This is a genomic window from Acinetobacter sp. SW-226, assembly GCF_055632855.1.
Genome location: NZ_CM145752.1, coordinates 1347530 through 1360875 on the forward strand (window position 1 = coordinate 1347530; position 13346 = coordinate 1360875).

10 protein-coding genes and 1 pseudogene are annotated in these 13346 nt (G+C 41.1%); 3 read left to right on the top strand and 8 right to left on the bottom strand.

Features of this window, described 5'->3' with window-relative positions:
* Positions 1-4: 4 nt before the first annotated feature.
* From cyoB to ppsA, 4 genes and pseudogenes are all read right to left on the bottom strand, one after another.
* Positions 5-1994 (bottom strand): annotated as a pseudogene (gene cyoB, locus ACZ8ZH_RS06425) (cytochrome o ubiquinol oxidase subunit I).
* A 3-nt stretch (positions 1995-1997) separates the two neighbouring features.
* Positions 1998-3071 carry a ubiquinol oxidase subunit II gene (gene cyoA / locus ACZ8ZH_RS06430; protein ID WP_086207730.1) on the bottom strand — a complete coding sequence of 358 codons (1074 nt, stop codon included), beginning with the start codon at positions 3069-3071 and terminating at the stop codon, positions 1998-2000.
* Between the two features lie 302 nt (positions 3072-3373).
* Complete coding sequence (locus ACZ8ZH_RS06435) at positions 3374-4141, bottom strand: RDD family protein (protein WP_086207729.1); 768 nt, start codon at positions 4139-4141, stop codon at positions 3374-3376.
* 345 nt (positions 4142-4486) lie between these two features.
* The gene (gene ppsA, locus ACZ8ZH_RS06440) at positions 4487-6865 is read right to left on the bottom strand and encodes a phosphoenolpyruvate synthase (RefSeq protein WP_119062902.1); all 2379 of its coding nucleotides are present in this window, start codon (positions 6863-6865) and stop codon (positions 4487-4489) included.
* 156 nt (positions 6866-7021) lie between these two features.
* On the opposite strand from ppsA, the gene ppsR reads away from it, so the two are divergent.
* Entirely contained in the window at positions 7022-7858 is an 837-nt protein-coding gene (gene ppsR / locus ACZ8ZH_RS06445) for a posphoenolpyruvate synthetase regulatory kinase/phosphorylase PpsR (protein ID WP_086207727.1), read from the top strand.
* A gap of 144 nt (positions 7859-8002) precedes the next feature.
* Complete coding sequence (locus ACZ8ZH_RS06450; protein ID WP_228199370.1) at positions 8003-8680, top strand: hypothetical protein; 678 nt, start codon at positions 8003-8005, stop codon at positions 8678-8680.
* A gap of 34 nt (positions 8681-8714) precedes the next feature.
* Here the strand turns inward: ACZ8ZH_RS06450 and ACZ8ZH_RS06455 are convergent, their stop codons facing one another.
* The 3 genes from ACZ8ZH_RS06455 to ACZ8ZH_RS06465 all read right to left on the bottom strand — a co-directional run bounded on the left by ACZ8ZH_RS06455 (position 8715) and on the right by ACZ8ZH_RS06465 (position 11318).
* Positions 8715-9278, bottom strand: a complete 564-nt coding sequence (locus ACZ8ZH_RS06455; RefSeq protein ID WP_086207725.1) for an NAD(P)/FAD-dependent oxidoreductase — start codon at positions 9276-9278, stop codon at positions 8715-8717.
* A gap of 230 nt (positions 9279-9508) precedes the next feature.
* Positions 9509-10510, bottom strand: a complete 1002-nt coding sequence (locus tag ACZ8ZH_RS06460; RefSeq protein ID WP_086207724.1) for an LLM class flavin-dependent oxidoreductase — start codon at positions 10508-10510, stop codon at positions 9509-9511.
* 280 nt (positions 10511-10790) lie between these two features.
* Positions 10791-11318 carry a hypothetical protein gene (locus ACZ8ZH_RS06465; protein ID WP_086207723.1) on the bottom strand — a complete coding sequence of 176 codons (528 nt, stop codon included), beginning with the start codon at positions 11316-11318 and terminating at the stop codon, positions 10791-10793.
* Positions 11319-11608: 290 nt separating this feature from the next.
* On the opposite strand from ACZ8ZH_RS06465, the gene ACZ8ZH_RS06470 reads away from it, so the two are divergent.
* Positions 11609-12760: an IS4-like element ISAbe18 family transposase gene (locus ACZ8ZH_RS06470; protein ID WP_058971770.1), complete on the top strand. Its 1152-nt coding sequence runs from the start codon at positions 11609-11611 to the stop codon at positions 12758-12760.
* Positions 12761-12821: 61 nt separating this feature from the next.
* Here the strand turns inward: ACZ8ZH_RS06470 and ACZ8ZH_RS06475 are convergent, their stop codons facing one another.
* On the bottom strand, positions 12822-13250 hold the full coding sequence (locus ACZ8ZH_RS06475; protein WP_086207722.1) for a glycine zipper domain-containing protein: 429 nt from the start codon (positions 13248-13250) through the stop codon (positions 12822-12824).
* Positions 13251-13346: the final 96 nt, after the last annotated feature.

Sequence of the window (13346 nt, forward strand, 5' to 3'; positions counted from 1 at the left end):
TGTCTTAGTCCTTCTTCAAGTGTTTTTTCAAGAATCGCGTAACGTTCATTCTCAATACGCTCAACTTCAGCAGCAGGAACATAGTAGTCCACCTTCTTCGTGAATGAAGAAGTGATGAAGCTGATAATAGCAGCGATGAAAGTCACAGCAACCAACCACCAGATATGCCAGATTAAGCCAAAGCCCATCACAGTAATGAACATTGCAATAACAAAGCCGGCAGCACGATTCGTTGGCATGTGGATGTCTTCATGCGACGTTGGTTTCGCATAAGCCACACCGTTTTCTTTGTCATTCCAGAAGGTATCAATACCATTGATCTTTGGAACATGAGCAAAGTTATAGAACGGAGCAGGAGACGAAGTCGCCCATTCAAGCGTACGAGAATCCCATGGATCGCCTGTAAGGTCGAGATGGTCGTTGCGTTGTAGGAAACCAACAACAATTTGCATAATGAAACATGCAATACCAAGCGCGACTAAAATTGAACCGAAGAATGCAATAGCGATGTACGGGTCCCATTCTGGGTTGTCATAAGTGTTCAAACGACGAGTCATACCCATGAAACCAAGGATATAAAGCGGCATGAACGCAAAATAGAAACCAAAGAACCAGAACCAGAACGCAGCTTTACCCCAAGCTTCATTGAGCTTCCAACCAAACATTTTTGGCCAGTAGAAAATGATACCTGCGAACATTGCGAATACTACACCACCAATAATTACGTTATGGAAGTGAGCGATAAGGAATAACGAGTTATGTACCAAGAAGTCCGCTGGTGGAACTGCCATTAATACACCTGTTAAACCACCGATACCGAAAGTCACAAGGAAGCCAAGTGTCCATAGCATTGGTGTTGTGAAGCTGATACGACCCTTATACATGGTGAATAACCAAGAGAAGATCTTCACACCAGTAGGAATCGCAATCACCATGGTCATGATACCAAAGAACGCGTTCACGTTGGCACCAGCACCCATAGTAAAGAAGTGGTGAACCCATACCACGAACGCAAGTACTGTGATCGCGATAGTTGCATACACCATTGATTTGTAACCGAACAACGTTTTACGAGAGAACGTCGCTACAACTTCTGAGTAAATACCAAATGCTGGTAATACTAAGATGTAAACTTCTGGGTGACCCCATGTCCAAATCAAGTTTACGTACAACATTGGGCTACCACCCATGTCGTTTGTAAAGAAGTGGAAACCGAAGTAACGGTCAAGCGTTAACATTGCAATGGTTGCTGTTAACACTGGGAATGACGCAATGATCAATACTGCTGTACACAAAGATGTCCAAGTAAAGATCGGCATGTCCATAAGAGACATACCAGGCGCACGCATTTTAATGATGGTAACGAAGAAGTTAACACCTGTTAAGAGCGTACCTAAACCGGAAATCTGAAGTGCCCAGATATAGTAATCCACACCCACACCTGGAGAGTATTCGATACCTGAAAGAGGAGGGTATGCCATCCAACCTGTAGCAGCGAATTCACCAATTGCAAGAGATGCCATCATCAAACCAACAGCACCAGCAAATAACCAGAAGCTGAGTGAGTTCAATAATGGGAAGGCAACGTCACGTGCACCAATTTGAAGAGGTACAGAGATGTTCATTAAGCCTACAACAAGACCCATTGCTACGAAGAAGATCATGATCACACCGTGAGCGGTGAAGATCTGATCGTAGTGTTCTGGGTGTAAATAACCTTCACCGCCACCACGAGCGAGGAAAAGTTGTAAACGCATCATAAATGCATCAGCAAAACCACGCACAAGCATGATGATTGATACAATTAGATACATAATACCAATTTTTTTATGGTCTACCGATGTGAACCATTCGTTCCACAAGTAGCTCCATTTTTTAAAGTAGGTAACACCAGCAACAACTGCGATGCCACCTAAGATCATCATTGCAACTGTTACCAGTACAATTGGATCATACGGAATAGCGTCCGGACCTAACTTACCTAAGAAGCTCATGTCTTATTCCCCTACAACTGATGAAGCAGGTTCAACTGCGGCATGTGCTTCAGAAGCAGCAGCCCCGTGAGCACCCGCAGTTGCTGAATGATCAGCACCGTGATAGTTGCTCATGTATTTGTTGATCACTGATTCAAACAAGCCTTGCTCTACAGAAGAGTAGTAAGTCACTGGATGTGGCTTAGTTGGGTAAGGCTTCATTGCTTCAGCAGCAGCCTTCTCTTCAGGAGTTTTTGCTTTTGCAATTAAAGCTTCAATTTGATGCTTACCACGGTTACCGTCACGTAAAGATGCAAATTCAGACTGATCTAAAATTGTTTTTTGTACAGCTTTTGGATTAATGCTTGTACCGTTACCTGCTTTAATAGCAGCAACCCATTCAGCGAATTGAGCGTCTGTTAAAGAGTGAGCACGGAAGCGCATTTGCGAGAAGCCATAACCTGAATAGTTTGAAGAGAAACCGCGGTAGCCTTCAGCTGGGCTAGTTCCATCTGCTAACAAATTCAAGTGAGTCTGCATACCTGCCATTGCGTAAATTTGACCGCCTAACGAAGGGATGAAGAATGAGTTCATCGTAAAGTTAGAAGTTAATTTAAGTGCAATTGGAGTCTTTTCAGGGAAACGAATTTCGTTAACCGTAGCAATATTAAGATCAGGATAAATGAAGATCCATTTAAACTGTTCTGCAATGACTTGAACATTTACAGGTGCTTTATCGGATTCGATAGGGCGGTAAGGGTCATACTTGTGTGAACCCCACCAAGTTAACCACGCCAGAATACCAATAATAATGACAGGAATACCCCAAACTACAATTTCAATTGTAGTAGAGTGTGCCCATGTAGGTTTATAGTCTGCATCTTTATTCGACGCGCGATATTTCCAACCAAACCATAATGCCATAATGATTGATGGAATAACCACCAACAGCATTAAATAGATCGCAGTCATCATTAAGTCAGATTGACCTTGTGCAACTGGACCTTTCGAGTTTAGAAGTACCATATCACCGCCACACCCAGTCAAGAGCGCGGCAATCGTAGATAAAGACAATACAGCTAAAATCGTTTGTCTCATTTTACAACCTCGGTGAAGAGTCCCATTCCCTAATAAAATTGGGATAGCGATTAAAGTGTCGCATGATTGAAAAGTTTCTTTTTAAGACTAAAAACACTTCTCAATCATAAGACACCGCTACGTTGTAGGGCATTATGCCTCATATCGACAAACTAAGCTATACGTAAAGATGCTTTAAATGACTGTTATAAAAACCGATTTTTTTACTCGGAATTGGGTGTTTTTCCTTAGAGATTTATATTGAATATCAATATACTGCGGAAAATAGAGGTGTGCTAAACCTCAGTCCGAATATGCCCAAATTATTGCTTAATAACCTTGGTTTTAGCCAGCTTATCGTGCAAAGTTTGACGCTTTGCGCTTAAACCAAAGACGTGATCGACGATCGTGATGAATGGCATAAATAGCATGTTGAGCACAATAAAGACAACACTGCGTAATGTGAATACACGCATTAAACTAACTTTTTCGTTGGTTTCAATATCTACAATTTTAATTTTGGTGATTTTTTTGCCAATACTTTGACCGTTTTTTGCCAAGAAAAAGGCTTGAATACCAAGCATGATCAGCAAGTAAATCCCCATGCTTGTCCAAGCTTCAGTGGGAATCAATTGAAATAGTTGCGCTTGCAGTTCACTGGCTTGAGTTGCCGTTGTAGCTGCTTGCATTTTCTGCTGAATTTCGGTGAGTTCACCGAACTGATCGGCTTGCAAGAAAAACGAGGGAATGGCAGCTGCAGGTAACCATAATAATAAATCAATGACTTTCGCCAAAACGCGAGTACCAATAGAGGCAAGTTCAGGTTGAACCGCTTTTGCAGTCGTACGGTTCTGCTGTGCGAATTGGTTTGTCAGCTGTACTGGTTCAGGAATAGGAGGCTGAGCTTGATAGCCTGCAGGTTCATAGGCCAGTTTTCCTTGGGTGAGTTCACCTAAAGCTTTCCATTCAGGCATACCTTGATGCCAAACTAAATCCGTTAATAAAACTTGTTGGCTTGCGAGCATCTGATTCAGTTGCTCTAAGGTATATGGACCGGCTTGTTGATTATTTCGTGCCAAGTAAATCTGCATATAAACTTAATCTCAAAATATAAATTGGGATGTCAAAATAATAGATGTATTTGTTTTCAAATTAAAAACAAATAGAAAAATCTTATGTTAAAACTTGTGGATAGTCTGGGAAAATTCAAGATGAAATTAACCAAAGATACACAAAACTTATGACAGTGTAGCAAGGAATGAGCCGCTTCTTCTAGTTTTATCGCAATACGATCTTTGCTAAATCAAGATGTTGATATATGAATGCTGAATTTAGCTGAAGCTTTGTATAAAGGGGCTTATTTTAATGACGACACCTAAAAGTAGTCGGCATAAAAAAAGACCCGTGAAAGGGTCTTTTTTTATCGCATCAAAAAATTAAGATTTTTGAACTTTTTCTGCTGCAAGGAAGAACCATGTGTCTAATACTGAGTCAGGATTTAGTGATACAGATTCGATGCCTTGTTCCATGAGCCATTGCGCAAGATCTGGGTGATCTGAAGGACCTTGGCCACAGATACCCACATATTTACCTGCTTTGCGACATGCATGAATTGCCATAGATAGAAGCGCTTTAACAGCTGGATCACGTTCATCAAATAGGTGAGATACGATACCAGAGTCACGATCTAGACCGAGTGTTAACTGGGTTAAGTCGTTAGAACCGATAGAGAAGCCATCGAAGTGTTCAAGGAACTGTTCAGCCAATAATGCGTTCGTTGGTAACTCACACATCATGATTACTTTCAGACCATTTTCACCACGTTTCAAACCATTTAAAGCCAATAATTCGATGACACGTTTTGCTTCGTGTACAGTACGGACGAAAGGAATCATGATTTGAATGTTGGTTAAGCCCATTTCGTCACGTGCTTTTTTCAACGCGCGACATTCTAACTCGAAGCAGTCACGGAAGTTGTCAGACACATAACGGCTTGCACCACGGAAGCCCAACATTGGGTTTTCTTCTTCAGGCTCGTATAATTTACCACCGATCAAGTTTGCATATTCATTTGACTTAAAGTCAGACATACGAACAATCACAGGCTTGTCTGCAAATGCAGCAGCGAGGGTAGAAATACCTTCAACTAGTTTTTCAACATAGAATTCGATTGGCGATGCATAACCCGCAGTGCGCGCCATTACCGCAGCACGTGTTTCACGTGGCAAGCTGTCAATGTTCAACAATGCTTTAGGGTGGACACCGATCATACGGTTAATGATGAACTCAAGACGCGCAAGACCAATCCCTTCATTTGGAATTTGTGCAAAGTCAAATGCACGGTCAGGGTTACCAACGTTCATCATTACTTTGAATGGAAGTGCTGGCATAGATTCAATTGAATTGGTTTGAATCTCGAAGTCTAGTGAACCTTCATAGATGAAACCTGTATCACCTTCAGCGCATGAAACAGTCACTTCTTGACCGTCTACTAGAACTTCAGTTGCATTACCACAGCCAACGATTGCTGGAACACCCAGTTCACGCGCAATAATTGCAGCGTGACAAGTACGACCACCACGGTTAGTGACAATTGCAGCAGCACGTTTCATTACTGGTTCCCAGTCTGGGTCAGTCATGTCTGATACAAGAACGTCACCGTCTTGTACTTTGTCCATTTCTTTAATAGACGTAACAATACGTACTTTACCAGAACCGATACGTTGACCAATTGAACGACCTTCACAAATTACTGTACCTTTTTGTTTCAAAAGGTAGCGTTCCATTGTGCCGACGTTTTCACGGCTCTTCACTGTTTCAGGGCGTGCTTGAACGATATAAATTTGACCATCATCACCATCTTTTGCCCATTCGATGTCCATTGGAGAACCGTAATGGTTTTCAATGATGAGCGCTTGTTTTGCAAGTTCTTGAAGTTCGTGGTCGTTCAATGCAAATTGTTGACGCTCTTGCTTTTCAACATCAACCACAACAACTGATTTACCCGCAGATGCTTCTTCGCCATAAATCATTTTTTGGTGTTTAGAACCCAAATTACGACGTAATACAGCGTGTTTGCCTGCATTTAAAAGTGGTTTAGAGAGGTAGAATTCGTCAGGGTTGACAGCACCTTGAACAACCATTTCACCCAAACCATAAGATGCAGTGATGAAGACGACATCACGGAAACCAGATTCAGTATCAAGAGTGAACATTACACCTGCTGCACCCGTTTCAGAACGAACCATACGTTGAATGCCAGCAGATAAAGCCACCACATCATGCGCAAAGTTTTGGTGTACGCGATAAGAGATTGCACGGTCGTTATATAGTGATGCAAACACTTCCTTGATCGCGATCAAAACGTTGTCGATACCGCGAATGTTTAAGAAAGTTTCTTGTTGGCCTGCGAAAGACGCATCTGGTAAATCTTCTGCTGTTGCAGAAGAACGAACGGCAACCGCGATGTCAGGGTTGCCGTTTGAAAGTTCTTCAAATGCTTTACGAACTTCTTTTTCTAGTTCTGTTGTAAGTGGAGTGTCAACAATCCATTGGCGAATTTTAGCACCTGTTTCAGCCAAAGCATTTACATCATCAACATTGAGTGTTTTTAGCTCTGCATTGATTTTAGCGTTTAGGCCGCTTTGCTCGAGAAATTCACGATATGCCTGAGCTGTAGTAGCAAAGCCACCTGGTACAGATACACCTGCATTTGATAGGTGGCTGATCATTTCACCTAGAGATGAGTTTTTCCCACCTACGAGTTCAACGTCGTGTTTCCCTAATTTTTCTAGACCAATTACGCGCGCTTCCAAAGTTGTTACTCCACTTTTGCAGTATTTAATCACTATCTTGGCATCAGATTATAACAAATCTACTTAGCTTTTTGATTTTACTAAGCGACAGTCATGTAAGATCGGTTTACTATAAAGATTATATAGCACTAAGACAAATGTTTAAGGAGAATTTTAATGTCAGAAAGTAAACAGTTTAAGCGGAGTGTTTTTTTTATTTCAGATGGCACTGCAATTACCGCAGAAACCCTTGGGCACTCTCTATTGGCGCAGTTTCCAAATGTTGACTTTGACATTCATATTATTCCTTATATTAGTTCAGAAGAAGCTGCGACCAATGTTGTAGCTGAGATTAATCAAAGAGCATTACAAGATGGTCAAAAACCATTGGTGTTTGACACATTGGTTGACCCGTATGTGCGGGATATTATTAATACTGCAAATGCAGTAAATCTTGATGTTTTTGAGGGGCTTATAAGTAAGTTGTCTGAAGAGTTAGGCACTCCACCTACAACTTTAGTCGGACAGACCCATGCTGTGACTGATTCTGAGTCTTATAAAGCGCGTATTGATGCGGTGCATTTTGCCTTAGATAACGATGATGGCGCACGTACACGTCACTATGACAAGGCCGATTTGATTTTGATTGGGGTTTCACGTTCGGGGAAAACACCGACTTCGATTTACTTGTCATTACAGTTTGGAATTCGTGTTGCTAATTACCCACTGACTGAAGAAGACTTGGATGATAACCGCTTACCTGCAGTACTTCGAGCGCATAAGCATAAGCTGTTTGGTTTAATGATTGATGCTGAACGTTTGGTTGCCATTCGCTCTGAACGTAAGGCGAATAGTCGCTATGCAAGCTTTAGTCAATGCCAAATGGAACTACGCGCCATTGAAGGGATCTATATTTCTGAGGGGATTAAATATTTAAATGTCTCTGAAATGTCAATTGAGGAAATTTCTACTCGTGTACTCCAAATGACGGGTCTAAAACGTCGCATTGGTTGATATCGAGATGACAGTATAAAGGGTCATCGTGGTGATGCTTTATACTGTTTATTAATTTCGCTATAAATAGAAAAATATAGATCAGATTATATGAAAATAATATCAAAATGCATTTTTAGTCTTATTTTGTTCAGTTCTTTTAATATGACACTTTATGCAGAAAATATATCCATTCAGCAGTCCGAACAAGTGATTATTTTAAAATATGCGGCACTGGATTTTTATGAAGTCAATCAAAAAATCGAACAGGATATTGTCGATTTAATCCAGAAAAATACTGCAAGCTATGCTTATTCTTTCCCCAAATTAACTGAAGATCTTAGACTAAAGATTAATAGCTCACCTGATCGACTGCTTAAATTCTATACCTTTGATGTGGGCGGTGGTGGCACTATGGGTGAATTTTCATCCTATGTACAGATGAAATCGAGACCGTCTAGCAAGCTTCAAGCGATCAATACGGGCTATATTTTAAATATTGATCAAGTGAAAATGGGGACGCAACCGATTTACTTGGTGCAAAGCTATTACAAAGGGGATAGTTGCCACGGTCTATATCAAATTCAAGCCTTTAAAATGCATGCTCAAGCTTTGACACCAGCCCCAATTTTTCAAACGAAAAATAAGAAGCAGTTGAGTTCGATAGAAGTGGATTATGACTGTCATTATGATGAAGCGCGTCAGGGTTCGTATATTCGGGTTTCGAAAGATTTAAAGTATGTTGATATCAAATTACTGAATCAAAATAGTCAGCCAACAGGTCAGTATTTGCGCTATACACGTGGAAAGTCAGCTTATCAATATCAAGGTGTAGTGAATTAAAGAGGGCAAGCTAAAATGCTTACCCACGTGATGTCTAGTGCGTATAGGTGGTAATAATCACATCAACTGGATGTTCTGCACCATCAAGACTCTGGATATCATGTTCTCGAATTTTCACAATTGGCCAAGTCACCAATTTACAGTTTTCACGCTGTAAAGCATGGTAGTAGAAATCGGACTTAAAGAATTTGAGTTTATTGGCAGCAGTATTAGGCTTAAGTTGGTGTCTGAGCCACGGGTCAGCAACTTGGGTTTCTAAAAAACGTAAAGCCAATAGGCATTTAATACGGGTACTAAATAATCGGCGGTTTTTAATGACTAATGGATGCTGGATTAAGCGCTGAACCCCGCGTTCTGTTTTGGGTAAAATGAAGTGAGGTTCATTTTGAAAAACACGAACAGATTGTGCCACCTGGCAGATTGACTCAAGTCCACTTACCGTGTGCTGATTGGTGCCAATAATCGCAACACGTTGTTGGTTAAAATCATGCTGTTTAATGTCTGATGATGCAATCAGTTGACCTCTGAAATGCTGAAAATATTCGGGATGGTTTTGAAATAAACCCGATAGGCTATCTGTTGGATGTAAATTAACCATGCTCGATCCTTAATTGTTTTTTTAGTTTTTCCTTAATCTTTTATTTTTAGTGTTTTTACTCTAAAAAGGCAAAATGATTAACTGTCTGAGCAGTCACGTTAACTTTAGTCTAAGGAGATAACATATTTTGATTATGCTTTTAAGGATGGACAGAGATGCAAAGGGTTCGTATTCATTTTGCCCAATGAATGTCGATAGAACAGTCATTGGGCAAATAGGTTCACGTCCGCTTAGCTATTTTTGATCTGCATTAAACGTTCAAAGTTTTCTAAACGTTTCTCTGTATCATAGATGTCACAAGTGAAAATAAACTCATCGACATCATATTCTAAAAGAAGTTGTTTCAAGCCTTCTTTTACGGTGCCATTTGAACCAATTTGTGCCATAGCATAGAAACTGTCTACGGACATTTTTTCCGCAGCTGACCAAAGGCCGTCCATGCTTTCAATAGGTGCTTTTAACTTTAAGCTTTGACCGCGCATCAGACCTAAAACACGTTGATAGGCACTTGTTGCCAAGAACTCCGCTTCAGCATCAGTTTCAGCAACGACCGTAGGGACACCCATCGACACATAAGGTTTCGATAAGTATTCAGAAGGTTCAAAGTTTTCACGATACAGCTGAATCGCTTGTTTCAGCATGCGCGGTGCAAAGTGTGATGCGAATGAGTAGGGAAGACCGAGTTTTGCTGCGAGTTGTGCGCTAAATAAACTTGAACCGAGTAACCATACGGGCACATGAGTCCCTTGTCCCGGCGTTGCAACAATACGTTGATTCGGCTCAGCATCTTTAAAGTAATGCAGAATTTCTAAGACATCTTGTGGGAATTGTTCTTCAGTTTCTTGACGACCACGACGAAGTGCGCGCATGGTGACTTGGTCTGTACCGGGTGCGCGACCTAAACCTAACTCAACACGATGCGGGTAGAGTGTAGCAAGTGTACCGAATTGTTCTGCTACCACAAGTGGCGCATGGTTTGGGAGCATAATGCCACCTGAGCCGACTTTTAAAGTTGAGGTATTCGCGAGTAAATAGCCGAGTAGCACCGCAGTAGCAGAGCTGGCAATACCATCCATATTATGATGTTCTGCAAGCCAAAGTCGGCTATAGCCTAAACGTTCAGCTTGTTGGGCCAATTTTAAGCTATGCTGTAGGGTGAGTTGTACAGTTTGATCTTCGCGGACAGGAGCTAATTCTAAAATAGAAAATTGAGTTTCGGACAATGTGCGCATTCGGCTTCTCAAATTTGCGGTGTATATCGAAATAATACGATATAAGCAGGGTTTTGTATATCGTTTTTATTCGATGTATTTTGTCTGCACGATAAATCAGTCGCTAATATGTTGAATTGCAACAGTGATAAATTTAATACAACCATTAAAAATGAATGAGAAGATCATATTCAAATTGTGCTGCTGATCGGTTGTACTTTAGCTTTTTGAGACAGAGATTATTTCTTAAATAAAAAAACACCCGAAGGTGCTTTTTTATTTGGAAACTTTTATAGATGACTTAACGTTTGCCGTTTTTGTACCAGCCTAAGTGCCGACCATTGTCACCACGGTAGTCGCGATCATTGTATTTATAGTTATTGTAACGGTAACCACGGTTGTTATCACGACGGTCATAACGATCATTGTAGCGACGGTCATCTTCATCATCGTAACGGCGGTCTTCTGAGACTTTTTTACCGAGAACGGCACCACCAGCTGAACCTAAGCCCGCACCAATATAACCACCATTGGTGCCACCCATGTTTTTACCTACTGTATAACCACCTGCACCGCCAAGTGCTGCACCAATGATTGCGCCATTACGGTCACGTTTGTTGGCTGAAGCGGCTGCACCTGCACCACCGCCAATGGCAGAACCAATCATAGCACCAGTTTGTCCACCCATTTGGTTACCAATTGCGGCACCGACTACACCACCAAGCGCAGAAGTCAGTGCTGTATTCGTACTATTGCCTGCGTATGTAGTCGTCATTGTTAATGCAGAAGTTGCAATTACAGTACTCATTAAAATTGATTTGATTTTCATTTTTAGACTCCTAAGAGTATGTTCATTTCGTCTTGATTTCACTTTAGCGAAACATATAGGAAGAATAATGAAGAGAAACTTTATCAAAATTGTTGCTTTGGTAAATGCTATGTAACGACTCTTCGTATTTTCTACCAGTTTAGCTCTGTGGAATTACGTCTTGATCTCTGTGCCATAAAAAAGCACCCGAAGGCACTGCTGTCCCATAGTTTGCTTTAAATAAAAAAACCTGAGTCCTAACAGTTAAAATATGAGTGTAAACAAACACTTTAACGACCAGGATTCAGGTTTTGTCACATCAGAATACCGTATTTTATGAGCTAATTAAACCTGTTGTGCGACAGGATTTTGAACAACTTGCTAAAGTACACCATGTTGGACAGAAATTTAGAGCGACTTCCCGTTGGGATCAGTTTATTGCCATATTGATGTCTCAATTCTCTTGTAGGCAAAGTCTGAGAGATATTCAATCCAATTTGGAGTGCCAACAGGAAAAGCTAAGTCATCTCGGAGCAAAATCTATTCCCCGAAGCACGCTGGCACGAATCAATGAGCAGCAGCCTGCTGCCTTGTATCAACAGCTATTTTACAAGTTGCTTAAATACTATGAACACTCAAAAGTAGCTCATAAATTTCGCTTTAAAAATCCCTTGTATTCCTTGGATGCCAGTCATATTGACCTGTCGCTTTCCTTATGTGAATGGGCCAAAGTTCATGACTCAAAAGCCAGCATGAAACTCAGCATAGGATTGAATCACAGCAATGATATTCCTGAGTTTGTTGCAGTTGAAAATGGCAAAGAAAATGACATGGTACAAGGTCGCAAATTCCAGTTTCCTGCTGGCAGCATTGTAGTTTTTGATAAAGGCTATGTCGATTACCAATGGTATGCAAATCTGACTGCTCAAAACATTGGATTTGTCACACGTTTTAGGCCTAAATCTGTGTATCAGGTGATCCAGCAACATCCAGTGCTTGAATCCAAAGGTATTCTAAAAGATGAAACCATTCAGCTGAATAGCGCACATGCCCTAAAAAGAAAAGCCCCAGTGTTAAGAAGAATTGAATATAGAGATCAGCAAAGTGGCAAGCACTTTAGCTTTCTCAGCAATAACTTTCATTTAGCCGCCTCCACCATTGCGGCGATTTATAAAGATCGTTGGAAAGTTGAGCTGTTCTTTAAGGCGATTAAGCAGAATCTCAAATTAAAAGCGTTTCTAGGCCGCAGCAGGAACGCAATTCAGACACAAATCTGGATTGCGATGATCGCCTATTTATTGGTGAGTTTCGCTCAACATTTAGGGAAAACAGGTTGGACAGTTCAACGTTTACTCAGAATAATTCAAGTGAATTTGTTTGAAAGAAGAACTTTAAAAGCTTTATTTTCACCCGATAAAATACCCATAAAACAAGAGGAAGCTCAAATGAGCTTCCTCTTGTGAAAAATTGTGGGACAGCAATGACCCGAAGGTGCTTTCTATGACATCTTTACAATGCTGTAAATTAATGGTGTTTACGATGTTTCTTTTTCCATTTTTTTCCATGGTAAGAGCTGGTTTGTTTGTCTTTTGAGATTTTATTCCCTAGTGCTGCACCACCTGCTGCACCTAATGCCGAACCGACATAACCACCGTTGGTACCACCCATGCTTTTACCTACGGTATAACCCGCACCACCACCGATGGCACCGCCAATAGCAGATTCTGTACGATTACGTTTGTCACTTGCAACAGCTGCACCACCTGCGCCACCCAGTGCTGCACCAATGGTTGCACCAGTGTTACCGCCCATGTTTTTCCCAATTGCAGTCCCTGCAACACTACCTAAAGCACTTGCAGCAGCAACGCGGGTTGTATTATCTGCATACGCAGTTGCAGTAAACATGGATGCTGTCGCTAATGTTGCTGACATTAAGAGTGTATTTAGTTTCATGTGTTTCTCCATGTCCAACATTGGTTGAACTGTCGTATTTATTTCGATGGCGCTAATGTAACAAAAAGATTCTAGTTAATTGTGAAGAGTTGAAAC

What these genes read in the sequence shown, in the direction of transcription:
- ACZ8ZH_RS06465 (WP_086207723.1), bottom strand. Translation starts at nt 11,318, where the DNA reads ATGAAAATCAAATCAATTTTAATGAGTACTGTAATTGCAACTTCTGCA.
- ACZ8ZH_RS06450 (WP_228199370.1), top strand. Translation starts at nt 8,003, where the DNA reads ATGACACTTTATGCAGAAAATATATCCATTCAGCAGTCCGAACAAGTG.
- ACZ8ZH_RS06460 (WP_086207724.1), bottom strand. Translation starts at nt 10,510, where the DNA reads ATGCGCACATTGTCCGAAACTCAATTTTCTATTTTAGAATTAGCTCCT.
- ppsR (WP_086207727.1), top strand. Translation starts at nt 7,022, where the DNA reads ATGTCAGAAAGTAAACAGTTTAAGCGGAGTGTTTTTTTTATTTCAGAT.
- cyoA (WP_086207730.1), bottom strand. Translation starts at nt 3,071, where the DNA reads ATGAGACAAACGATTTTAGCTGTATTGTCTTTATCTACGATTGCCGCG.
- ACZ8ZH_RS06475 (WP_086207722.1), bottom strand. Translation starts at nt 13,250, where the DNA reads ATGAAACTAAATACACTCTTAATGTCAGCAACATTAGCGACAGCATCC.
- ACZ8ZH_RS06435 (WP_086207729.1), bottom strand. Translation starts at nt 4,141, where the DNA reads ATGCAGATTTACTTGGCACGAAATAATCAACAAGCCGGTCCATATACC.
- ACZ8ZH_RS06455 (WP_086207725.1), bottom strand. Translation starts at nt 9,278, where the DNA reads ATGGTTAATTTACATCCAACAGATAGCCTATCGGGTTTATTTCAAAAC.